18 protein-coding genes are annotated in these 23,976 nt (G+C 69.7%); 12 read left to right on the forward strand and 6 right to left on the reverse strand.

Features of this window, described 5'->3' with window-relative positions; all coding sequences use genetic code 11:
* Positions 1-2 precede the first annotated feature (2 nt).
* On the reverse strand, positions 3-968 hold the full coding sequence (locus tag WS91_RS09515; RefSeq protein WP_038755299.1) for a transcriptional regulator GcvA: 966 nt from the start codon (positions 966-968) through the stop codon (positions 3-5).
* Between the two features lie 101 nt (positions 969-1,069).
* Between WS91_RS09515 and WS91_RS09520 the strand changes: the two genes are divergently transcribed.
* From WS91_RS09520 to lipA, 3 genes are all read left to right on the forward strand, one after another.
* Positions 1,070-1,396, forward strand: a complete 327-nt coding sequence (locus WS91_RS09520) for a DUF2917 domain-containing protein (protein ID WP_059670174.1) — start codon at positions 1,070-1,072, stop codon at positions 1,394-1,396.
* An 86-nt stretch (positions 1,397-1,482) separates the two neighbouring features.
* Complete coding sequence (gene lipB, locus WS91_RS09525; RefSeq protein ID WP_059670175.1) at positions 1,483-2,256, forward strand: lipoyl(octanoyl) transferase LipB; 774 nt, start codon at positions 1,483-1,485, stop codon at positions 2,254-2,256.
* The gene (gene lipA / locus WS91_RS09530) at positions 2,249-3,238 is read left to right on the forward strand and encodes a lipoyl synthase (protein ID WP_059584340.1); all 990 of its coding nucleotides are present in this window, start codon (positions 2,249-2,251) and stop codon (positions 3,236-3,238) included. Before lipB ends, lipA begins: the two co-directional genes overlap by 8 nt.
* Before the next feature lie 612 nt (positions 3,239-3,850).
* Here the strand turns inward: lipA and WS91_RS09535 are convergent.
* Positions 3,851-4,840 carry a zinc-dependent alcohol dehydrogenase family protein gene (locus tag WS91_RS09535; protein WP_059670176.1) on the reverse strand — a complete coding sequence of 330 codons (990 nt, stop codon included), beginning with the start codon at positions 4,838-4,840 and terminating at the stop codon, positions 3,851-3,853.
* A 103-nt stretch (positions 4,841-4,943) separates the two neighbouring features.
* On the opposite strand from WS91_RS09535, the gene WS91_RS09540 reads away from it, so the two are divergent.
* Positions 4,944-5,855 carry a LysR family transcriptional regulator gene (locus tag WS91_RS09540; RefSeq protein ID WP_059584344.1) on the forward strand — a complete coding sequence of 304 codons (912 nt, stop codon included), beginning with the start codon at positions 4,944-4,946 and terminating at the stop codon, positions 5,853-5,855.
* Positions 5,856-6,246: 391 nt separating this feature from the next.
* Here WS91_RS09540 and ggt read toward each other — a convergent pair whose 3' ends face one another.
* Together ggt and WS91_RS09550 are read right to left on the reverse strand one after the other, a co-directional pair.
* Complete coding sequence (gene ggt, locus WS91_RS09545; RefSeq protein ID WP_059670177.1) at positions 6,247-8,136, reverse strand: gamma-glutamyltransferase; 1,890 nt, start codon at positions 8,134-8,136, stop codon at positions 6,247-6,249.
* Positions 8,137-8,292: 156 nt separating this feature from the next.
* Complete coding sequence (locus WS91_RS09550) at positions 8,293-9,195, reverse strand: LysR family transcriptional regulator (RefSeq protein ID WP_038750614.1); 903 nt, start codon at positions 9,193-9,195, stop codon at positions 8,293-8,295.
* 158 nt (positions 9,196-9,353) lie between these two features.
* Between WS91_RS09550 and WS91_RS09555 the strand changes: the two genes are divergently transcribed.
* The 7 genes from WS91_RS09555 to WS91_RS09585 all read left to right on the forward strand — a co-directional run bounded on the left by WS91_RS09555 (position 9,354) and on the right by WS91_RS09585 (position 20,686).
* Positions 9,354-11,480: a 3-hydroxyacyl-CoA dehydrogenase NAD-binding domain-containing protein gene (locus WS91_RS09555; protein ID WP_059670178.1), complete on the forward strand. Its 2,127-nt coding sequence runs from the start codon at positions 9,354-9,356 to the stop codon at positions 11,478-11,480.
* A 51-nt stretch (positions 11,481-11,531) separates the two neighbouring features.
* Positions 11,532-12,743, forward strand: a complete 1,212-nt coding sequence (locus WS91_RS09560) for an acyl-CoA dehydrogenase family protein (protein WP_038750609.1) — start codon at positions 11,532-11,534, stop codon at positions 12,741-12,743.
* 402 nt (positions 12,744-13,145) lie between these two features.
* Complete coding sequence (locus WS91_RS09565; protein ID WP_059670179.1) at positions 13,146-14,288, forward strand: acyl-CoA dehydrogenase family protein; 1,143 nt, start codon at positions 13,146-13,148, stop codon at positions 14,286-14,288.
* A gap of 25 nt (positions 14,289-14,313) precedes the next feature.
* A complete protein-coding gene (locus WS91_RS09570; protein ID WP_038750604.1) occupies positions 14,314-15,519 on the forward strand; it encodes a CaiB/BaiF CoA transferase family protein in 1,206 nt (401 codons plus the stop codon).
* A 436-nt stretch (positions 15,520-15,955) separates the two neighbouring features.
* Complete coding sequence (locus tag WS91_RS09575) at positions 15,956-17,245, forward strand: dicarboxylate/amino acid:cation symporter (RefSeq protein WP_038750637.1); 1,290 nt, start codon at positions 15,956-15,958, stop codon at positions 17,243-17,245.
* Between the two features lie 2 nt (positions 17,246-17,247).
* Positions 17,248-19,281: a sensor histidine kinase gene (locus WS91_RS09580; protein ID WP_059670180.1), complete on the forward strand. Its 2,034-nt coding sequence runs from the start codon at positions 17,248-17,250 to the stop codon at positions 19,279-19,281.
* Between the two features lie 46 nt (positions 19,282-19,327).
* A complete protein-coding gene (locus tag WS91_RS09585) occupies positions 19,328-20,686 on the forward strand; it encodes a sigma-54-dependent transcriptional regulator (RefSeq protein ID WP_059670181.1) in 1,359 nt (452 codons plus the stop codon).
* A gap of 77 nt (positions 20,687-20,763) precedes the next feature.
* Here WS91_RS09585 and WS91_RS09590 read toward each other — a convergent pair whose 3' ends face one another.
* Entirely contained in the window at positions 20,764-21,300 is a 537-nt protein-coding gene (locus WS91_RS09590; RefSeq protein ID WP_038750595.1) for a TlpA disulfide reductase family protein, read from the reverse strand.
* 311 nt (positions 21,301-21,611) lie between these two features.
* On the opposite strand from WS91_RS09590, the gene WS91_RS09595 reads away from it, so the two are divergent.
* Positions 21,612-22,163: a hypothetical protein gene (locus tag WS91_RS09595; protein WP_059670197.1), complete on the forward strand. Its 552-nt coding sequence runs from the start codon at positions 21,612-21,614 to the stop codon at positions 22,161-22,163.
* 660 nt (positions 22,164-22,823) lie between these two features.
* Here WS91_RS09595 and WS91_RS09600 read toward each other — a convergent pair.
* Complete coding sequence (locus WS91_RS09600; RefSeq protein ID WP_081989791.1) at positions 22,824-23,660, reverse strand: thioesterase II family protein; 837 nt, start codon at positions 23,658-23,660, stop codon at positions 22,824-22,826.
* Between the last annotated feature and the right edge of the window lie 316 nt (positions 23,661-23,976).

Genomic DNA, 23,976 nt, shown 5'->3' on the forward strand with positions numbered 1-23,976 from the left:
CGCTAGTCCCTTTCCCTTCTTTGCGCACGCGCGGCCGCGTAGGCCGCCGCGTGCTGCGCCTCCTGCGTCGCGCACAGCACCTTGAAGCGCGCGATTTCCTCCAGCAGCCACGTCCGGAACGCCTGCACGCGCGGCGTTTGCGCGAGCGACGGCGGGCACACGAAGAAGTAGTGCCACGGGCTTGGCCCCGCGATGTCGAACAGCCGCACGATCCTTCCCGCCGCCACCTCCGGCACCGCGAGCGAGCGCCGCACGAGCGCGATGCCCTGGCCGTCGATCGCCGCCTGCAGCAGATTCGACGAATCCTGATACAGCACGCCGCGCTTCGGCTCCGTCAGCGTGTCGAGGCCCGCCGCGTCGAACCACGGCCGCCACAGCTCGTCGTCCGAGCGCAGCAGCGGGTAGCGCACGAGATCGGCGGGCGTCTCGGGCAGCACGCCGCCGTTGAGCGCCGGCGCGCAGACGGGAAAAAACGTCTCGTCGAGGAGCGGCTCGACGTACAGCCCCGGATAGACGCCGTAGCCGAAGCGGATCGCGACGTCGACGTCGTCGCGCGCGAAGTCGACAAGCGCATCGCTCGCCCGCAATTCGAGATCGATTTCCGGATGCCGCTCGATGAACGGGCCGATCCGCGGCGTGATCCAGCGCGCGGCGAACGACGGCAGCGTCGACACGATGAGCCGCTTGTCGCGGTCGGTCGCGCGGATGTCGCGGGTCGCGTCGGCGAGGAGCGTCAGCGCGGCGCGCACCTGCTGTGCGTAGCGGCCGCCCGCGTCCGTCAGCGTGAGCCGCTTGCCGTGCCGCGCGAACAATGGCACGCCGAGCTCCGCTTCGAGCGCGCGCATCTGGTGGCTGACCGCGCCGTGCGTGACGGACAGCTCGTCGGCCGCGCGCGAGAAGCTCTCGTGCCGCGCGGCGGCTTCGAACACGCGCAGCGCGTTCAGCATCGGCAGTTGACGGACGCTCATCGGTTAGTTTTTCTCACAAGCACGTGAAAATCGATCGTTTTGTGCAAAGCCTTATGCACACTACGATTGTAGCCACTGGAGCATTTTTGGCGGAGGCTGTCATGAGAGAGATTTCTTCAAGCATCACGTTCGAGATCCAGCCCGGCGAAACGGTGCCGATGAAGGTCGCGCGCAGCACGCGGCTTGCGGTGCGCGGCGCGCCCGTGTGGGCGACGCGCAGCAACGACATCGCCGATTATTTCCTGTTTCCGGGCGAGACGCTGAAGCTGCGGCGCGGCGAGCGCCTGTGGCTGAGCGCCGACGGCGCGGCGAGCGCGTGCGTGTCGTTCTCGATCGCGGTGCCGCCGCAGCAGGCAGCCGTGTCCGGCCTGTTGCGGCTCGCGGCGCGGTTCGCCGTGCTCTTTCGCGACGGGTGGCGCACGGTCTGAGCATTCTCCGCCCGGCGCGCGCCGCCGCGCGGCCGGTCTCCATCGGGCACCGGCGAGGGGCATGGGTTTTCGGTAAACTACCGCCCATGTCAGCCTCGCCGGTTTCCATCGTGCCTCCCGCCTCCGACGCGCCCCCCGCGCCCGACGCCGCCGCGTCTGCCTGCGCCCGCCCATCGTCCGCGCTGCCCGTCACGGTCCGCTGGCTCGGCGAGACGCCGTACGAAGCGTGCTTCGACGCGATGCGCTCGTTCACCGACGCGCGCACGCCGGACACCGACGACGAAATCTGGGTGGTCGAGCATCCGCCCGTCTACACGCTCGGCCAGGCCGGCAACCCCGCGCACCTGCTCGTCGCCGACAGCGGCGTGCCGCTCGTGAAGGTTGACCGCGGCGGACAGATCACCTACCACGGCCCGGGGCAAATCGTCGCTTATCTGCTCGTCGACTTGAGGCGGCGCAAGCTGATGGTGCGCACCCTCGTCACGCGGATCGAGGAGGCCGTGATCGAGACGCTCGCGGCGTATAATCTCGCGTCGGTCCGCAGGGCCGGCGCGCCCGGGATCTACGTGGAATCGGGGCCGCATCGGGGCGCGAAGATCGCTGCGCTCGGCCTCAAGATTCGCAACGGCTGCAGCTATCACGGGCTGAGCGTGAACGTGAAGATGGATCTGCGCCCGTTTCTCGCGATCAACCCGTGCGGCTACGCGGGGCTCGAAACGGTCGACATGGCGAGCCTCGGCGCGACCGCCGACTGGCACGAAGTCTCACGGACGCTCGTGCGCCGTCTGATCGCCAACCTCGACGGCGCAACCGCGGCCGCCGTATCGCCGCAGCAGGCACTGGAACAATCGAATGACTGACCTTACCGCTACTCCCGCACCCGCCGAACCGGCCGCATCCGCATACGATCCGACCGCCAAGCAGAAGGCGCAGGCGAAGACCGCGCGCATTCCGATCAAGATCGTCCCGATCGAGAAGCTCAAGAAGCCCGACTGGATTCGCGTGAAGGCGGCTACCGGCAGCTCGCGCTTTTCCGAGATCAAGACGATCCTGCGCGAGCACAACCTGCATACCGTGTGCGAGGAAGCGAGCTGCCCGAACATCGGCGAGTGCTTCGGCAAGGGCACCGCGACGTTCATGATCATGGGCGACAAGTGCACGCGCCGCTGCCCGTTCTGCGACGTCGGCCACGGCCGGCCCGATCCGCTCGACGCCGACGAGCCGAAGAACCTCGCGCGCACGATCGCCGCGCTCAAGCTCAAGTACGTCGTGATCACGAGCGTCGACCGCGACGACCTGCGCGACGGCGGCGCCGGCCACTTCGTCGAGTGCATCCGCGAGGTGCGCGAGCAGTCGCCGCAAACGCGCATCGAAATCCTGACGCCGGACTTTCGCGGCCGCCTCGACCGCGCGCTCGCGATCCTGAACGCCGCGCCGCCCGACGTGATGAACCACAACCTCGAAACGGTGCCGCGCCTGTACAAGGAAGCGCGCCCCGGCTCGGACTATGCGCATTCGCTGAAGCTCCTGAAGGATTTCAAGGCGCTGCATCCGGACGTCGCGACGAAGTCGGGCCTGATGGTCGGCCTCGGCGAGACGGCCGACGAGATCCTGCAGGTGATGCGCGACCTGCGCGCGCACGACGTCGACATGCTGACGATCGGCCAGTACCTGCAGCCGTCCGATCACCACCTGCCGGTGCGCGAGTACGTGCATCCGGACACGTTCAAGATGTACGAGGAAGAGGCGTACAAGATGGGCTTCACGCACGCGGCCGTCGGCGCGATGGTGCGCTCGAGCTATCACGCCGATCTGCAGGCGCATGGCGCCGGGGTGGTTTGATCCCGGCGGGCTGGCGGGCCGCCGCACCGAGTGACGGTGGTTCGGCGGCCGGATGAAGAAAACCCGCGGCGAAGGCTGCGGGTTTTTTTATGCTTGCGCGACTGGCGACTGGCGACTGGCGACTGGCGACTGGCGACTGGCGACTGGCGATTGCCGACCGCCGACCGCCGACCGCCGACCGCCGACCGCCAACCGCCAACCGCCAACCGCCAACCGCCAACCGCCAACCGCCGACCGTCGACCGCCAACCGCCAACCGCCGACCGCCGACTGGCGATTGCATGGGGTGCGCGCGTTCGTCGCCGCACGGTTCGAACGACGGTTCGCGTCGGGCGGGTGCGCGACGCAGCCCGTGCGCGCCGCCGATGCGGCGTGACGGCCAGCGGTGCGAATGGTGAGCGGCGCGCGTGGTGTGCATGCACGGTTGACGAGCGTTCGCGTCCGAAGTCGACGGCGCACGAGGAACGGCCGACAGGTCGCACGCCGCTCGCAGCGCACCGCGCACCGCGCACCGCGTACCGCGTACCGCGTACCGCGTACCGCTCGCCGCTCACCGCTCGCCGCGCACCACCGCCGCTTCGCCTGACGAAGCATCAACGCACGCTCGGCGCCGTCACACCGCGACGACGATCTTGCCGAACTGCTCGTTCGATTCCAGATAGCGGTGCGCGTCGGCGATCCGGTCGAGCGGGAACACGCGGTCGATCACCGGCTTGAGCGCGCCCGACGCGAGCCCGTCGAGCACGAAGCGCTTCGCGGCGTCGAGCTTCGCCGGGTCGCCGACAACGCGCTTGTACTGGTAACCGTGCACGCTCAGCATCTTGCCGAGCACGGCGAACAGCGGGAAGGGCGCCTGCTCGGCGGCGAGCGCGCCGTATTCGATCACGATGCCGCCGTACGCGAGCGCGTCGGCCAGTTGCGGCAGCATCGGGCCCGTGACCGGATCGAACGCGACCCGCGCACCCGCGCCGCCCGTGATCTCGCGCACGCGCGCGGCGAGATCCTCGCGCTGCGTGACGATCACGTGGTCGGCGCCGAACTCGCGCAGCGCCTGCGCCTTCGCGTTGGTGCGCGTCGTCGCGATCGCGACCGCGCCGGCCATCCGCGCGATCTGGATCGCCGCGAGCCCGACGCTGCTCGACGCCGCGGTGATGACGACCGCATCGCCGCGCTTGATCTGCGCGAGGTCGATCAGCGCGCCCCACGCGGTCACGTACTGCATCCACACGGCGGCCGCCTCGGTCCAGCCGAGCGATGCGGGATGCTTGACGGCCAGGTCGGCGGGCACCGTCGCGACTTCGCCGTACGTGCCCCAGCGCGTGATCGACAGCGGCGGCACGATGCTGACCGCGTCGCCGACCGCGAAGCCCGTCACGCCGGAGCCGACGGCGCTGACGACGCCCGCCGCCTCGTAGCCGAGCCGCGCCGGAAAGACCGGCGCCTCGACGTAGTGCCCCGAGCGGAACATCGACTCGGCGCGGTTCAGGCCGAGCGCCTTCACCTGCAGCGCGATTTCGCCCGGTCCCGGCGGCGCCGGCTCGATTTCGTCGAAGCGCAGGACGTCGGGCCCGCCGGTCTGATGGATGCGTACGATGCGTGCCATGTCGGATCTCCATGAGAAAAATCGGTGAGGCCACTATAATTCGCGCCGATTCGACGATAAATCGTATAGTCGAATCAGCTATTGAAACGAATGGTTTCGAATCATGGATCGACTCACCAGCATGGCGGTGTTCGTGAAGGCCGCGGAAACGGGCTCGTTCGCGGCGGCGGGCGAGTCGCTCGGCCTGTCGTCGCAGATGGTCGGCAAGCACGTGCGCTTTCTCGAGACCCATTACGGGATGCGGCTCATCAATCGCACGACGCGCCGCCAGAGCCTGACCGAAGCCGGCCGCGCGTTCTACGAGCGCAGCCGCGCGGTGCTGGCCGAAGCGCAGGCCGTCGACGCGCTGGCCGCGAACCTGATGGCCGCGCCGCGCGGCACGTTGCGCATCAACGCGCCGATCAGCTTCGGCGTGCATTGCCTGATGCCGATGCTCGCGGTGTACATGCGCGCGTATCCCGAGGTGCAGGTCGATCTCACGCTGAGCGACCGCGTCGTCGACGTCGTCGACGAGGGCTACGACGCGGTGATCCGCATCGCGCCGCTCGCCGATTCGAGGCTGATCGCGCGGCCGCTCGCGCCGTACCGGCTCGTGTTGTGCGCGTCGCCCGCGTACCTGGCCGAGCACGGCACGCCGGCCGAGCCCGCCGATCTGGCCGCGCACGAATGCCTCGGGTTTTCGTATTCGGGGCAGCCGGCGGCGCTCGAATGGCCGTTCGAGAGCGCGCACGGGCAGCAGGCGGTGCGCGTGAGGAGCCGGCTCGCGGTCAACAACGGCGCGGCGCTGCGGATGGCCGCGCTCGACGGGCTCGGCATCATCCTGCAGCCCACCGAGCTCGTCGGCGACGATCTCGCCGCGGGGCGGCTCGTGCGGCTGCTGCCGGGCTACGAGCCGCCCGCGCGGCCGATCCACCTGCTGTATTCGCCGGACCGGCGGCCGACGCCGAAGCTGCGAAGCTTCATCGACTACGTGATCGCGACGTTCGGCGGCGCGCCGGGCGACGGGCGGCCGTGAGCGGTTGAGGCATCGGAGGGGCGGGGCGGCGGGGTGTGGCGCGCTCGGGCGGCGGCGTGGTATCGCGACGCCGCGATGCGAGACGGTGGGGCGGCATGATGGCTGCGTTCCGACGGGCGATTCACCGGGCGATTCACCGGGCGATTCACCGGGCGATTCACCGGGCGATTCACCGGGCGATTCACCGGGCGATTCACCGGGCGATTCACCGGGCGGCTGCGATCGCTGATTGGACGGCCAACGGGCGACCGGCCGGGCCGCCCGCCCATCGTTACGGCGAGCCGGGCCAGCGCCGCGGCCCCGACGCGCCACGCGGCTCCGGCCGCAGGCGCATGCGGCAACGGCGCGGCGCACGAGCGCCCCGACCACGGCTCGAAGCGCCGTCAAGCGCTCAATCCCCCGCGACCACCCCGTCGCGCCGCGGATCTGAACCGCCGAACCACACCGACTGCCCCTCGACATTGATCCGCTGGATTCCCTGCAGGCTCGACCCCAGCTCGACCACGCGCACGTCGTGCCCGCGCCCCTTCAGCGCGTCGGCGAGCGCGTCGGACACGCGTCCCTTCTCGAGCTCGGTCGGCCCGTTGCGCGAGCCGAAGTTCGGCAGCGCGATCGCCTGCTGCATCGTCATGCCCCAATCGATCATGCCGACGAGCGTCTTCGCGACATCGTTCGCGGTCGACGCGCCGCCCGCCGAGCCGAGCGCCATCATCAGCCGCCGCGAGCCTTTCTCGAACACGAGCTCGGGCGCGAGCGTCGAGCGCGCGCGCTTGCCCGGCTGCACGCGGTTCGCGACCGGCTTGCCGTGTTCGGCCGATACGGGCGAGAAGTCGAGCAACTGGCTGTTGAGCAGGAAGCCGCGCACCATCAGCCGCGAGCCGAAGCGCGCGTCGAGGGTCGACGTCATCGACACCGCGTTGCCGTAGCGGTCGACGACCGTGATCTGCGATCCCGACGCCGGCTCCGCGCCGCGATCGGCGGCCGACGCGGGCGGCAGGCCGGACGGCGAGCCGGCGCTCGCGCCGCCGAGGCTCGCATCGCCGATCAGGCGCGCGCGCTCGGCGACGTAGCGCCGCTCGACGAGGCTCTTCCAGCTGCCGCCCGGCGGCGCGACGAAATCCGGATCGGCGACGTACTGCGCGCGATCCGCGTACGCGAGGCGCCCCGCCTCGCTGAACAGATGCGCGGCGAACGGCGTCGGCTCGACACCCGTCGCGTTGCGCACGGGCTTCTGCGCGCCGATCTGCCGCCAGTCCGGCTGGGCCTCGAGCAGGCCGAGCATCTGCGCGACGACGAGCCCGCCCGCCGACGGCGGCGGCATTCCGCACACGGTCCACTTGCGATAGTCGGCGCACAGCGGCTCGCGCACTTTCGCGCGATATTGCGCAAGATCCTGCACGCTCAGCACGCCCGGATTCGGCGCCTGGCGCACCTTCGCGACGATGTCGCGCGCGATCGCGCCCGTGTAGAACGCGTTCGCGCCGTGCGCGGCGACGAGCTTGAGCGTCGCCGCGAGCTGGGGGTTCTTCAGCGTCGCGCCGGCCGGCTTCGGCGCGCCGTTCTTGTCGTAGAAGACCGCGCGCGCGGCCGGATCGCTCGCGAGCGACGGATCGTTCGCGAGCGCCGCCGCAAGCCGCGGGCCGAGCGGAAAGCCTTGTTCGGCGAGCCGGATCGCGGGCTGGAACAAGCGCCGCCACGGCAGCTTGCCGTGCGCGCGGTGCGCGAGCTCGAGCATGCGCAGCACGCCCGGCGCGCCGACCGCGCGCGCGCCGAGCGCCGCGCGCGGCAGCGGCTTGCCGTTCGCGTCGTAAAAGAGTCGATCGGTCGCGGCGGCGGGCGCGGTCTCGCGGCCGTCGTACGCCTCGACCTTCTTGCCGTCCGCGTGCAGCAGGAACGCGCCGCCGCCGATGCCCGACGCTTGCGGCTCGACGAGCATCAGCACCATCTGCGCGGCGATCGCCGCATCGACGGCCGTGCCGCCCGCCTTCAGCATCTCCTGGCCCGCCTGCGCGGCGAGCGGATGCGCGGCCGCGATCATGTCGCGCTGCGCGGTCCAGCCCGGCTTGTCGACCCAGCTCGAGAGCTCGGCGGGCGAGGCCGGCGATTCCGCGGCCGACGTCGCTGAAGCCTCAGCCGTTGCCGACGCCGGCGCGGCCGAGGCGGCGGCGTTTCGCGCGCCCGAGCCGGGCGCGTTCGCGCAGCCGGCGGTGACGGCGAGGAGGGCGGCGGCGAGTGCGCCCGCCCACGGGCTGGTCGAGCGCGGGCGAATCCGGTCGGTCATGAATACCTCGGTGCGAAGGAAGGACGGCGTCAGACGGCAGCAGCAAATACGAACGCCCGTGCGCCGCCGCGCGGGCGGGGTATTGTCGCCGCGTCGGAAGCGGCTTGTCATCCGACAACAAACCCTAGGGGGCGGGCGTCGGAAAAGGGCGGCGCGTCATGCGCCGCGCCCGGCGTTTCTCGCCTCGTCGAGCATGAAGTCGATGAACGTCGAGGTCGCGCGCGTGTGATGCCGGTTCGGCATGTACAGCATGTACATGTGCGTGCCGAAGATGCTGAGCCGGTATGCATCGAGCGTCGTCACGACCGCGCCGCGCCGCACGTCGTCGTGGACGACGTAGTCCGGCACGATCCCGACGCCGAGCCCGGCCAGGATCGCCTGGCGCAGGAACAGGAAGTTCTCGGAGATGAGCGTCGGCTCGAGCAGCACCTCGTGCCGCTCGTCGCCGAGATACGCGGCGACGCGCAATTGCCGGCCGACCACCGTCGCCGTGATGACGGGCGCGTCGAACAGCTGATCGAGCTCGGTCGGCATCCCGTGCGTCGCGGCGAAGCCGGGCGACGCGCACGCGACGTAGCGCACCGCGCCCATGTCGCGCGCGACGAGGTTTTGCGGCGGCTCGGACATCACGCGCACGGCGATGTCGACTTCGTCGCGCATCAGATCCTCGACGCGGTTCTCGAACACGACGTCGAGCACGATCCCCGGATAGAGCCGCTTGAACGCGATCAGCCAGTTCGACATCACGAGCTGCCCGTAGCCGCTCGGCACCGACAGCCGCACGCGCCCCTGCAGTTCCTGGCCGAGCGTCGTCACCGCCTCGCGCGCGGCGAACAGCTCGTTCTGGATTCGCCGCCCGTGCTCGTACAGGCGCAGCCCGATCTCGGTCGGCTCGATGCGCCGCGTCGTGCGCCGCACGAGCTGCAGCCCGATCGATTTTTCCAGCTGATTGAGCCGGTAGCTGACGTTCGCGCGGCTCATCTTGAGCCGCTGCGCCGCCTTGCTGAGGTTGCCCGCGTCGAGGATGTCGACGAGCAGCGTAAGCGCATTCAGATCCATCGCCGTGCCCGTGTGTCGAAATTCATTGTCAAAACCGGCTTGACAGGTTGTTAAAGAGTGATGGAATTGTCAATCAATCTCGATCAATCGAGAATCGTGGCAAACCCCGCGCCTTCCGCGATGAAGCGAACGCGCGCTTTCCGTACGGAGCGAGACACATGAATCAGCAGGCATCCCACGCAACCGGCACCGTCATGCGCGAGCGGCGCGACAAGGTGCTCGTCGTCACGATCGACCATCCGCCCGTCAACGCGCTGTCCGCCGACGTGCGGCGCGGCCTCGTCGACGCGCTCGACGCGGCCGACGCCGAGGCGGCCGTCGGCGCGGTGCTGATCGTCGGGGCCGGACGCAACTTCATCGCCGGCGCGGACATCCGCGAGTTCGGCAAGCCGCCCGTGCCGCCGCTGCTGCCCGACGTGTGCAACCGGATCGAGACGAGCGGCAAGCCGGTCGTCGTCGCGCTGCACGGCGCGACGCTCGGCGGCGGTCTCGAGATCGCGCTCGCCGCGCATTACCGGATCGCCGTGCCGGGCGCGAAGCTCGGCCTGCCGGAAGTGCAGCTCGGGCTGCTGCCGGGCGCGGGCGGCACGCAGCGCACGCCGCGCCTGATCGGCGCGCAGGCCGCGCTCGACCTGATGCTGAGCGGGCGGCACGCGTCGGCCGAGGAGGCGCTCACGCTCGGCCTCGTCGATCGGCTCGCGCGCAGCGACGACACGCTCGCCGAAGGGCTCGCGTACGTCCAGGAACTGCTCGCGGCGGGTGCGCCCGCGCGTCGCACGCGCGACGCGCAAGGGCTCGCCGATCGCGCGGCGGCCGAAGCGGCGCTCGACGCCGCGCGCGCCGACGTCGCGAAGAAGTCGCGCGGGCTGTTCTCGCCGGCGAAGATCGTCGAAGCGGTCGCCGCGGCGCTCGCGCAACCGTTCGACGAAGGCTTGCGCACCGAGCGCAAGCTGTTTCTCGAATGCCTCGACAGCCCGCAGCGCGCGGGGCTCGTGCATGCGTTCTTCGCGGAGCGCGAGGCGGCGAAATCGCCGGAGACGCGCCGCGGCGCGCCGCGCGCGATCGAGCGGATCGGCGTCGTCGGCGGCGGCACGATGGGCGCGGGCATCGCGGTCGCGGCGCTCGACGCGGGCTTGCCCGTCACGATGATCGAGCGCGACGAAGCGTCGCTCGAGCGCGGCCGCGCGCACGTCGAGAAGGTTTACGCGGGCCTCGTCGCGAAGGGCCGGATGACGCCCGCCGCGCAGGCCGCGCGCCTCGCGCGCTTCAAGGGCGGCACGTCGTACGACGCGCTCGCGCAGGCCGACGTCGTGATCGAAGCGGTGTTCGAGGACATGGCGGTGAAGAAGGCCGTGTTCGCGGCGCTCGCGCGCGCGTGCAAGCCGGGCGCCGTGCTCGCGACGAACACGTCGTATCTCGACATCGACGAAATCGCCGCGAGCGTCGAGCGCGCGTCCGACGTGATCGGCCTGCATTTCTTCTCGCCCGCGAACATCATGAGGCTGCTCGAGGTGGTGGTGCCGGCGAAGGTGAGCGCGGACGTCGTCGCGACCGCGTTCGCGCTCGCGAAGAAGCTGAAGAAGATCCCGGTGCGCGCGGGCGTGTGCGACGGCTTCATCGGCAATCGCGTGCTCGCCGTCTACCGGACGGCCGCCGACTACATGATGGAAGACGGCGCGTCGCCGTATCAGATCGACCGCGCGGTGCGCGAATTCGGCTTTCCGATGGGGCCGTACCAGGTCGTCGATCTGGCGGGCGGCGACATCGGCTGGGCGACCCGCAAGCGCCGCGCGCCGACGCGCGATCCGCGGCTGCGCTACGTCGAGATCGCGGACCGCCTGTGCGAGCGCGGCTGGTTCGGCCAGAAGACGGGCCGCGGCTACTACCTGTATCCGGACGGCGCGCGCGTCGGCGCGCCGGACCCGGACGTCGAGGCGATCATCGCCGGCGAGCGCGCGAAGAAGGGCGTGACGCCGCGTGCGTTCGCCGACGACGAAATCGTGCGCCGCTATCTCGCCGCGATGATCAACGAAGGCGCGAACGTCGTGCACGAGAAGATCGCGCTGCGCCCGCTCGACGTCGACGCGGTGTTCCTGCACGGCTACGGCTTCCCGCGCCATCGCGGCGGCCCGATGCATTACGCGGACACGGTAGGCCTCGCAAACGTGCTCGCCGACATCCGCGCGTTCGCGAGCGAGGACCCGGTCTTCTGGAAGCCGTCGCCGCTTCTCGTCGATCTCGTCGCGCGCGGCGAGACCTTCGCGAGCCTGAACCGCATCGACTGACGCCGATCGTCAATCGGCGATCGCCTATCCCGCACTCGAGAACGACGTCACATGGATCTGAATTTCACCGCAGACGAGGAAGCGTTTCGCGCGCAGGTGCAGCGCTTTCTCGCCGACAAGCTGCCGCCGCGCATCTCGCGCAAGGTGAAGGGCGGCTTGCGGCTCACGCGCGACGACATGCGCGAATGGCACGCGACGCTCAACGCGCAGGGCTGGCTCGCGAGCCACTGGCCGCGCGAATGGGGCGGCCCCGGCTGGAGCGTCGCGCAGAAGTTCCTGTTCGACAACGAGTGCGCGCTCGCGGGCGCGCCGCGCATCGTGCCGTTCGGCGTGAACATGCTCGGCCCCGTGCTCATCAAGTACGGCAGCGAAGCGCAGAAGCGCCGCTGGCTGCCGCGCATCCTCGACGGCACCGACTGGTGGTGCCAGGGCTATTCGGAACCGGGCGCGGGCTCCGATCTTGCGTCGGTCGCGACGAGCGCGGTGCGGGGTGTCGACGCGCAGGGCGATCACTACGTCGTGAACGGCCAGAAGACGTGGACGACGCTCGGCCACTACGCGAACATGATCTTCTGCCTCGTGCGCACTGCGACCGACGTGCGCAAGCAGGAAGGCATCAGCTTCCTGCTCGTCGACATGAATTCGCCCGGCGTCGAGGTGCGCCCGATCGTCACGCTCGACGGCGAGCATGAAGTGAACGAAGTGTTCCTCACCGACGTGCGCGTGCCCGCCGAGAACCTCGTCGGCGAAGAAAACAAGGGCTGGACCTACGCGAAATACCTGCTCACGTACGAGCGCACCAACATCGCGGGCATCGGCTTCTCGGTCGCGGCGCTGGAAAAGCTGCGCGCGGTCGCGGCGAAGGTGAAGAAGAACGGCCGGCCGCTCGCCGACGATCCGCTCTTCGCCGCGCGGCTCGCGCGCGTCGAGATCGAGCTCGAGAACATGAAGACGACGAACCTGCGCGTGCTCGCGGCCGTCGCGGGCGGCGGCGCGCCGGGCGCGGAGAGCTCGATGCTGAAGATCCGCGGCACGCAGATCCGGCAGGAGATTTCGTCGCTGTTGCGGCGCGCGATGGGGCCGTACGCGCAGCCGTTCGTCGACGCGGCGCTCGACGCCGACTACGACGGCGAGCCGCCGGGCGGCCTGCCCGAAGCGGCGAGCGCGGCGGCGCAGTACTTCAACAATCGCAAGCTGTCGATCTTCGGCGGGTCGAACGAAATCCAGAAGAACATCGTCTCGAAGATGATTCTCGGGCTTTGAGCTTTGCATGGGACCAGGGTAAGCGCTGAAGCGCCAACCCTGGTCGACAGCTTTGCATGGGGCCAGGGTAAGCGCTGAAGCGCCAACCCTGGTCGACAGCTTTGCATGGGACCAGGATAAGCGCTAAAGCGCCAACCCTGGTCGACAGCTTTGCATGGGGCCAGGGTAAGCGCTGAAGCGCCAACCCTGGTCGACAGCTTTGCATGGGACCAGGATAAGCGCTAAAGCGCTAACCCTGGTCGACAGCTTTGCATGGGACCAGGGTAAGCGCTGAAGCGCCAACCCTGGTCGACAGCTTTGCATGGGACCAGGATAAGCGCTAAAGCGCTAACCCTGGTCGACAGCTTTGCATGGGACCAGGGTAAGCGCTGAAGCGCTAACCTTGGTCGACAGGAAACGACTATGGACTTTCAACACACCGAAGACCGCCGGATGCTGGCGGACAGCCTGAACCGCTTCATCGCCGAGCAATATCCGTTCGCCGCGCGCGACCGGATCGCGCTGTCGGATGCCGGCTACAGCAGCGACATGTGGCGGCGCTTCGCCGAGCTGGGCGCGATCGGCGCGCTCTTTCCGGAGGACTGCGGCGGCTTCGGCGGCGCGGGCTTCGACATCGCGCTCGTGTTCGAGTGCCTCGGGCGCGGGCTCGTCGTCGAGCCGTTCGCGGGCGCGCTGATGGCAGGCCGCGCGCTCGCGCAGGCGGGCGGCGACGCGCATCGCGCGCGGCTCGCGGCGCTGATCGACGGCCGTGCGATCGGCGCGTTCGCGCACGCGGAGCCCGATACGCACTACGAACTGCACACGGTGAGGACGCGCGCGACGCGCGAGGGCGATCGATGGGTGCTCGACGGCACGAAGGCCGTCGTCGACTGCGGCGAGTACGCGACGTTCTACGTCGTCAGCGCGCGCACCGCGGGCGCCGACGACGACGCGGCGGGCCTGTCGCTGTTCGTCGTGCCGAAGGCGGCGCCGGGCGTGTCGGTGCGCGGCTACCGGAAGATCGACGGCGGCCGCGCGGCCGACGTGCGCTTCGCGCGCGTCGCGCTCGAAGGCGACGCGCTCGTCGGCGCGCCGGGCGAAGCGGCCGGCGCGATCGAGCGCGCGATCGGCTTCGGCCTGCTCGCGCTCGCGGCGGAAGCGCTCGGCGCGATGGACGTCGCGAAGGCGCACACGCTCGAATTCCTGCGCACGCGCCGCCAGTTCGGCGCGCCGATCGGCAGCTTCCAGGCGCTGCAGCACCGGATGGCGGACGTGCTGCTCGAGATCGAGCAGGCGCGCTCGGCGGTGATCAACGCGGCCGCGCAGCTCGATGCGCCGCGTGTGGCGCGCGAGCGCGCGCTGTCGGCCGCGAAGTACAGTGTCGGGCGGATCGGCGCGCTCGTCGCCGAGGAGAGCATCCAGCTTCACGGCGGCATCGGGATGACGTGGGAGCTGCCGCTTTCGCACTACGCGAAGCGGCTCGTGATGATCGATCACCAGCTCGGCGACGAAGATCATCATCTCGCGCGCTACGTCGCGCTGTCGAAGCCGCAGTCGATGCAATGACCGCGGACCAACGGAGGAGACGAAGATGCGCAACGAACTGGGCGCGCAGCCGCTCGCGGGCGTCAAGGTGCTCGATTTCTCGCGTGTGCTGGCCGGCCCGTGGTGCGCGATGGTGCTCGCCGATCTCGGCGCGGAGGTGATCAAGGTCGAGCACCCGGCGCGCGGCGACGATACGCGCGACTGGGGCCTGCGCGTCGGCGATACCGAGACGACCTACTTCAACAGCGTGAACCGCAGCAAGCGCTCGATCTGCGTCGATCTGCAGACGGAAGCGGGGCAGCGCATCGCGCGCGAGCTCGCCGCGCAGGCGGACGTCGTCGTGCACAACTTCAAGGCGGGCGGCGCGGAGAAGCTCGGCCTCGGCTACGGCGCGCTCGCCGCGCTGAATCCGCGGCTCGTTCATTGCGCGATCTCCGGCTACGACCGCTCGGGCCCCGAGGCGAGCCGGCCGGGCTACGACCTCGTCGTGCAGGGCGAGGCCGGCCTGATGGCGCTCAACGGCGAAGCGGGGCGGCCGCCGCTGAAGTTCGGCGTCGCGGTCGCGGATCTCTTCACCGGCATGTACTCGGCGCAGGCGATCCTCGCCGCGCTCTACGAGCGGCACGCGACGGGGCGCGGCCGGCGCATCGAGATGGCGCTCTTCGATTGCGGGCTGATGGTCACGTCGTACTACGGGCTGGAGGCGCTCATGATGGGCGAGGACCCGCCGCGCTACGGCAACGCGCATCCGTCGATCGTCCCGTACGGCGTGTTCGACGCGGCGGACGGCCCCGTCGTGATCACGGTCGGCAACAACCAGCAGTTCGCGCGCTTTTGCGACGTGATCGGCCGGCCGGAGCTCGCGGCCGACGCGCGCTTCGCGACGAACATCGCGCGCGCCGCGAATCGCGCGGAACTGCTGCCGGAGATTCTTCGCGAGCTCGGCCGCCGGCCGCGCGCCGCGCTGCTCGCCGCGCTCGCCGACGCGGGCATCCCGTGCGGCGAAGTGCTCGGCTTGCGCGAGGCGCTCATGTCGGAGCGCGCGCAATCGGCGGGGCTCGTCACGCGGCAGCCGCATCCGGTCGCGGGCGAAGTCGACGTGCTCGCGCCGCCGTACCGGTTCGACGGCGAGCGCCTGCCCGTGCGCGGTGCGCCGCCCGCGCTCGGCGCGGATACCGAACGCGTGCTCGGCGACTGGCTCGGCCTGTCCGCGCGCGAGATCGCGCAACTGCGCAGCGAGCGCGTCGTCTAGCGCGCGGCGCGTTCGCACGGCAGGCGTTCTGCGCGCAAACGGGCGCGCTCGCCGCGCGGGCCGTCGCGCACCGAAACATCAGACGAAATGCGCGGGTGCGCACGAATCGTCCGGCGATCCGGACAGCCGCAATCCGGAAATCCGGATTTCCGGATTGCGCGCGCTCGTCACGATTCGGAAAAGCCAGAGAAATCAACAGGCTGAGCCTGATCGAGCGGCTGGCATCGACCTTGCGAAGTAAACGCCCAAGGCCCGCCTGGGCCTCATTACTACAGCAAGGAGACATTCGATGCCCCACCTCGTCCACCTCCCTCGGATTCGCTGAGGCCATCGCTTGTTGCGGCGCGGCAGCCGCGCGGGCGAGTGGCACCCCTGACATTCGTCCGCGCGCGTGACGCCGGCCGGCTTCGACTCATCCTCTCTCTTCTCTGGAACCATCGTGAAGAAACCGTTCTATAAAGTCCTCTACGTGCAGGTGATCTTCGCCATCGTCGTCGGCGTGCTCCTCGGTCACTACTACCCGTCGCTCGCCGTCGACATGAAGCCGCTCGGCGACGGCTTCATCAAGCTGATCAAGATGGTGATCGGCCCGATCATCTTCTGCACCGTCGTGACGGGCATCGCCGGCATGCAGGACATGAAGAAGGTGGGGCGCGTCGGCGGCAAGGCGCTGCTGTATTTCGAGATCGTGTCGACCTTCGCGCTCGTGCTCGGCCTCGCGGCGACGCACATCCTGCGTCCCGGCGTCGGCTTCAACATCGATCCGGCGACGCTCAACGGCAAGGAAGTCGCGTCGTACGCGGCGAAGGCGCACGGCCAGTCGACCGTCGACTTCCTGATGCACATCATCCCGAACACGATGATCGACGCGTTCGCGCAAGGCGAGATCCTGCAGATCCTGCTGATCGCGCTGCTGTTCGGCAGCGTGCTCGCGCACCTCGGCGATCGGGGCCGCGTCGTCACCGACTTCATCGACGGCATCACGCGCGTGCTGTTCGGCATCGTGCACATCGTCACGAAGCTCGCGCCGATCGGCGCGTTCGGCGCGATGGCGTTCACGATCGGCAAGTACGGCGTCGGCTCGCTGGTGCCGCTGCTCAAGCTGATCGGCACGTTCTACCTGACCTCGGTCGTGTTCGTGCTCGTCGTGCTCGGCGCGATCGCGCGCTTCACCGGCTTCTCGATCATCCGCTTCGTCGGCTACATCAAGGAAGAGCTGCTGATCGTGCTCGGCACGAGCTCGTCGGAGGCGGCGCTGCCGCAGCTGATGGAGAAGCTCGAGAAGGCGGGCTGCTCGCGCTCGGTCGTCGGCCTCGTCGTGCCGACCGGCTACTCGTTCAACCTCGACGGCACGAACATCTACATGACGATGGCCGTCCTCTTCATCGCGCAGGCGACCAACATCGAGCTCACGTGGATGCAGCAGCTCACGCTGCTCGCGGTCGCGATGCTGACATCGAAGGGCGCGAGCGGCGTGACGGGCGCGGGCTTCATCACGCTCGCCGCGACGCTCGCCGTCGTGCCGACCATTCCGCTCTCCGGCATGGTGCTGATTCTCGGCATCGACCGCTTCATGAGCGAGTGCCGCGCGCTGACGAACATCGTCGGCAACGGCGTCGCGACGGTCGTCGTGTCCGCGTGGGAGAAGGAGCTCGACCGCGCGAAGCTGCGCGCGGCGCTCACGGGCAACGGCGAAGCCGCCGCGGGCGAAACCGCCCGCGTCTGACGATGAGCGGGAACACGGCGGGGCGCGCAGCGGCGCCCGCGCCGGGCGGGGCCGGGCCGGGCGCGCCGACGCGCGCTTCGCTCGGCCCCGCGGCCTTTTCGGGCGGGGGCTATGCCACAATAGACGATCCTTACAGTCCGGAAGCCGTCACCGTGAAGCGCCGCCTGCTCGTCCTTCTCGCGCTCGCCGCGATGCTCGCGGTGGCGTGCGCGCTCACGTGGGCCGTCACGTGGCGGCGCGGCGTCGCCGATCTGCGCGACAGCGCGGCGGCGCGCGTCGACCGCACGACCAACGCGCTGAAGAGCACGCTCGACCGCTACGAATCGCTGCCTTACCTGCTGGGCGGCCACCCGTTCGTGCAGGACGTTCTCGCCGCGCCCGGCAATCGCCGCCGCGTGAACCGCGCGAACCTGTACCTCGAGGACATGAACCGCCACGCGCACGCGACGGCGACTTACGTGATCGCCGCGAACGGGCTGTGCGTCGCCGCGAGCAACTGGCGCGGCCCGGACAGCTTCACCGGCATCGGCTACCAGTTCCGTCCGTATTTCATCGATGCGGTGAAGGGCGGCACGGGCCGCTTCTTCGGGATCGGCACGATCTCGCGCGATCCCGGCTACTACATCTCGCAGCCGGTGCGGCGCGACGGCAAGATCATCGGCGTCGCGGTCGTGAAGCTCAATCTCGAATGGTTCCAGGGCGCGGACGCGTCGGAGCCGCTCGTCGTCGCCGACGATCACGGCGTGATCTTCCTGTCGTCGGTGCCCGAATGGAAGTACCACACGCTCAAGCCGCTGCCGGGGCCGATCGCGACGTCGATTCACGAGACGCGCCAGTACGCGCAGCATCCGGTGACGCCGCTGCCGCTGCGCGTCGAGCGCGTGCTCGGGCCCGATGCGCAGATCGTCCGGATGGGCGCGGGGCGGCGCGCGCCGCGCTATCTCGCGACGCGCCGCCTGCTCGGCGAGCCCGACTGGCAGCTCGTCACGCTCGCGCCGATCGAGCCCGTCGACGCCGACGCGCGCAACGCGACGATCGTCACCGCGTTCGGCTTCGTGTCGCTCAGCCTGCTCGCGTTCTACTGGCGCACCCGCCGCGCGCGCGTGAAGGAGATGCTGCGCAGCCGCGTGCTGCTGCAAAGCGCGTATGCGGAGCTGAACCGGCGCGTCGAGGAGCGCACGGCCGATCTGTCGCAGGCGAACGCGCGGCTCAAGCAGGAAGTCGGCGAGCGGATTCGCGCGGAGCACGAGCTGCGCGCGGCGCACGACGAGCTCGTCCAGGCGAGCAAGCTCGCCGCGCTCGGCCAGATGGCGGCCGGCATCACGCACGAGCTGAACCAGCCGCTCGCCGCGCTGCGCAGCTTCTCCGACAACACGCGCGTGCTGCTCGACCGCGGCGATCAGGCGGCCGCGCGCGAGAACCTCGAGGCGATCGCGGCGCTCACCGAGCGCATGGGCAAGATCACCAATCAGCTGAAGCTGTTCGTCGGGCGCGCGAAGCCGCGCAACGAGCAGGCGCACGTCGCGCGCGCGCTGCGCAACGTGCTCGCGCTGCTCAAGGAGCGGTTGAAGGGCGTCGAGCTCGCGATCACGCTGCGCGACGAAACGCGCGATCCCGCCGAAGCGGCGCGCTTCGATCCGTCGCGCGACGAGCCGGCGCTCGTCGCGCGCTGCGAGGATCTGCGGCTCGAACAGGTGCTCATCAACCTGCTCGGCAACGCGCTCGACGCGGTCGCGGCGGCCGCCGCGCCGCGCATCGACGTGACGATCGACGCGACGGCCGCGACGCTTGCGATCGTCGTGCGCGACAATGGGCCGGGGATTGCGCCGGAATCGCTCGCGCGGCTGTTCGAGCCGTTCTTCACGACGAAGGAAATGGGGCGCGGGCTCGGCCTCGGCCTCGCGATCTCGTCGTCGATCGCGCGCGACGCGGGCGGCTCGCTCACCGCGCGCAACGCGCCGGCGGGCGGCGCGGAGTTCGTCTTGACGCTGCGCCGCGCGCGCACGCATCATCCGGACACTTCCGCCGCGAGCTGAGCGCGCGTCCGCGCGCGGCCCGCACAGCATCATTGGGTGACAGAAGATGGCGAACCGCCTGCAAGTGATCTACATCGAAGACGACGAGCTCGTGCGCCGCGCGGGCGTGCAGAGCCTGCAGCTCGCGGGCTTCGACGTCGTCGGGTTCGGTTCGGTCGAGGCGGCCGAGAAGGCGATCGTCGGCGATGCGGCCGGCGTGATCGTGTCCGACATCCGCCTGCCCGGCGCGAGCGGCCTCGATCTGCTGGCGCAGTGCCGCGAGCACACGCCCGACGTGCCGGTCGTGCTCGTCACCGGGCACGGCGACATCTCGATGGCCGTGCAGGCGATGCGCGACGGCGCATACGATTTCATCGAAAAGCCGTTCGCGGCCGAGCGCCTGATCGAGACGGTGCGGCGCGCGCTTGAGCGGCGTGCGCTCGTGCTCGAGAACCACGCGCTGCGGCGCGAGCTCGCGGGGCAGGGCGTCGTCGCGCCGCGGATCATCGGCACAAGCCCGGCGATCGAGCAGGTCCGGCGGCTGATTGCGAACGTCGCGCCGACCGACGCGTCGGTCCTCATCAACGGCGACACGGGCGCCGGCAAGGAGCTGATCGCGCGCAGCCTGCACGAGCTGTCGCCGCGCCGCGACAAGCCGTTCATCGCGGTCAACTGCGGCGCGCTGCCGGAGCCGATGTTCGAATCCGAAATGTTCGGCTACGAGCCGGGCGCGTTTACCGGTGCGGCGAAACGCCGAATCGGCAAGCTCGAATACGCGTCGGGCGGCACGCTGTTCCTCGACGAGATCGAGAGCATGCCGCTCGCGCTGCAGGTGAAGCTGTTGCGCGTGCTGCAAGACGGCGTGCTAGAGCGGCTCGGCTCGAATCAGCCGATTCGCGTGAATTGCCGCGTGATCGCGGCGGCGAAGGGCGACATGAGCGAGCACGTCGCGGCCGGCACGTTCCGGCGCGATCTGCTGTATCGCCTCAATGTCGTGACGATCGCGCTGCCGCCGCTCGCCGAGCGCCGCGAGGACATCGTGCCGCTCTTCGAGCACTTCATGCTCGACGCGGCGGTTCGCTACGGGCGCCCCGCGCCGCTTCTCACCGATCGGCAGCGCGCGAGCGTGATGCAGCGCGACTGGCCGGGCAACGTGCGCGAGCTGCGCAACGCGGCCGACCGCTTCGTGCTCGGCGTGACGGAGGGCATCGTCGGCGACGCGGGCGCAGGGGACGCGCAAGAGGATGCCGGGCAGTCGCTCAAGGAGCGCGTCGAGGAATTCGAGCGGGCGGTGATCGCCGAGACGCTGAACCGCACGGGCGGCGCGGTCGCCGCGACGGCCGACAAGCTGCACGTCGGCAAGGCGACGCTCTACGAGAAGATGAAACGCTACGGATTGACGGCGAAGGGAGAAACGGACCGCTGACGCGGCCCGTCGTCGAGCGATCCGTTCGAGTTCGAGGGGAGGCGGCGCGGCCGGAAGGCTTGCGCGCTTGCGTGCTTTTATGCGCTCGTGTCGAGCGCCTTTTGCAGCAGCTGGTCGAGCTCCGCGAACTGCGGCGCGCCGACGTAGCGCTTCAGGATCTTGCCGTCCTTGCCGATCACGAACGTCGTCGGCGTCAGCTGAACGTTGCCGAACTGTTTCGCGACGCTGCCGTCGTCGAGCGCGACCTTGAACGGCAGCTGGCGCGTTTGCGCGTAGTTCGCGACGTACATCGGCGGATCGTAGTTCATCGCGACCGCGACGAATTCGAGCCCCTGGCCCTTGAAGCGGTTGTACGTTTCGACCATCTGCGGCATTTCCTGCATGCAGGTCGCGCAGCTCGTCGCCCAGAAGTTGACGAGATAGACCTTGCCCTTCAGATCGGCGGCGGTCGAAATCTTCTGGCCGGACAACAGCGTAAACGTTGCTTCGGGCGCGCTGGACTTGCCGTTGAACGCGAAATAGCCGGCGACGGCGATCGCGACGGCGGCGACGGCGATCGCCACGTAGCGCAACGGGCCGGCGCGGCGGCCGGTGGGGGCGGGAGCGGGGCTCATCTGCAAGACCTCTGGAATGCGGACTCCGGGCGACGCCGCGCGGGGCGTCCGACCGGTGCGAACGGCGCTCATTGTACCGTCAATCTGGCGCGCGCACCGGCGCCGCGCGTTCGCGCCGGCCGGCATAATGCGGCTTCGTTCAACGTTCATTGCTACCCGTTTTCTTCATGATTCGTGCCGCTCTTCGCCACGCGCGCTCGCTTCGTCCGCTTCGTCGGCCCGGGGTGGCCGGCCTGTCGGCTCCTTTACGCCCGCGGCGGCCGGCGCGCACGCTTGTCGCGTCGTTCGGCGCCCGCGCGCGCCGCGCGGCCATGGTGCTCGGCGCGCTCGCGTCGCTTGCCGCCTGCTCGCCCGCTTACGACTGGCGCACGCTGCACAACGACGCCGGCTACACGATCGACCTGCCGGCCAAGCCGACCGTCGAAGAGCATCCGGTCGCGATCGGCGGGGCGCCGATGAAAATGCGGATGCAGGCGGCGCACGTTGGCGGCGCGGTGTTCGCGGTCGGCACGGTGATGCTGCCGGACGATCGCGACGCGACCCAGCACGCGGTGCTCGACTATCTGCGCACTGGTTTGGCGCGCAATCTGCGCACGCAGCCCGCCGAGCAGGCGGTGCTCGTGCCGCTCGCGGCCGGGGGCCAGGCGGCGGGCGTCGAGCTGCGGATGAGCGGAGCGCCCGACGGCGCGTCCGGCGCGCAGGGGCAGGCGGGCGGGGCGTCGTCCGGCGTGCGAGCGTCGAAGACGGTGATTGCGCGGCTCGTCGCGCATGGCCGGCACGTGTACGAAGTGATCGTGATATCCGATGCGCCGCTCGCATCCGAGGCGCTCGAACAATTTTTCGGCTCGTTAAAACTCGATTGATCGGGCGACGCAGGCCGCCTAAGAGCCGATGCGAAAGTGAAAGTTCCTTCGCAAGAACGGTGGCTAATCGCCGGATTTTGCGGGATTTTTCCGGCTATCCACAGACTGTGTGGATAACTTTGTTGAAAAGTTCGGCGGGTGGGCGGCAAAGGCCCACCGGAGGGGCTTTCAGTTAGATTGCCCGCAATCTTCGCACTTGCAAAAAATCAATAAAATCAATGCATTGCAAAATAGGCTTCAAGTGATCGCTGGGGCGCGCGATAGTCGGGTCGGTTTCCGCTAATTGTGCATAAGTCAAGTCTTGACAGGCATTTTTTTGCCAATCGATCGAAAGTGGCCGACCTCGAAGCTGTGCGCGGAGGGCCGCTGACGGCGGGGGGAGGCCGGCTCCGGCGGTCTCCGCTCGCCTCGCGCGGCGCGTTGGCCGACGTCGGCTGGCCGGCTGGAGGAGGAATGGGCCGGAAAAGGGGGGCCGGAAATGGGGCGGGAAAGTGCCGGCCGGCAGCTTGCCGGCGCGTTCGCGCATCGAGCGTCGATGTGGCGATCGCACGTTCGCGCGCCGCGCTTTGGTGCTCGTCTGATCGCGGGCGAGGTCCGCCGGGCCGTGGCGCGACGCCTGAACCACATTTGCCGGGCAAACGAAGGCGCCGGGCGTTGCGGCTAACCGGCGCAGCGCGCTCCGTCGAATATGCCGGCGCCCGTGCCGCCTTCCTCCGGTTGCGGGGTGGCTGGCAGGCTCGAGCGCCGTTCGTGCTTCGTCAATGCGGCTTCTATCGCGTCGCGGACCGCGGACGGGGTGTCGAGCAGATAGAAATGTCCGCCGTCGAACGTCTTGCGTTCGATCGGGAGCGTCGACGCGCGCCGCCAGTCGTGCAGCCCGTCCTCGGACAGCACCGCATCGCGTTTGCCGGCGAAGACCGTGACGGGCACGGGCAGCGGCGTCGGCGACGCGAGTGGGAAGAACGCCTCGACGATCCGGAAATCCGCCTTCGCGAGCTTCAGCAGGATCGCGCGCAGCTCGTCGTGCGCGAAGACTTCGGGCGGCGTGCCGCCGAGCGACGCGAGATGATCGACGATCGCCGCGTCGGGACGCGCGTGGACCGGATGCGCGCGGCGTCGCGACGCCGCAAACGGCGAATCGGCTCCCGACACGCCGAGCCAGCGCGGCGGACGCCCGAGTTGCGTCATATCGTGCGCGAAGCAATACGCGACGAGCGCGCCCATGCTGTGGCCGAAGATCGCGTAATCGGCCGGAAGCTCGGGGGCGAGTTCGCGCAGGTAGTCGCGCAGTTGCGGCAGCGTGTCGAATGCGGGGCGGTGGAGGCTTCTGCCGCGGCCCGGCAGCTCGACGAGCCATACCTCGATGTGGGCCGGAAACGCGGCCGCCCATCTGTAGTAATTCGTCGCGGAGCCGCACGCGTGATGGAACATCAGCAGCCGGTGCCGCGCGCGTTCGCGCCGGTCGGGAATGGTGAGGGTGCCGGGCAGCAAGGCCATGCGCGATCGCTCCAGTCAGGGAAGGCCAATCCTGGACGGTCCGGCGGCGTCGCGAATGCTCGCGGCGCGGGACGCCGGACGGTGTCGTCGTTGAGGTTCGGTGCGTCAATCGGCGTACTATATTACGATTTGCCGCTGCTTCCCGTCGTCGCTTCGCGGTACGATCGCCCGGCCTGGCCGCGCCCTCTTCCTCGGCAGCAGCGCGTCGGGCGCGGAGATTACCGGACCCATTGCGCGACGCTCGCGTGGCGGCGAGCGACGATTCCGGAACGCATTTCGAACGCCTTTCCGCGTTTGCGTCACGCAGGCGCCGCTT

The organism is Burkholderia sp. MSMB1498, assembly GCF_001526245.1.
Taxonomy (GTDB): domain Bacteria; phylum Pseudomonadota; class Gammaproteobacteria; order Burkholderiales; family Burkholderiaceae; genus Burkholderia; species Burkholderia savannae.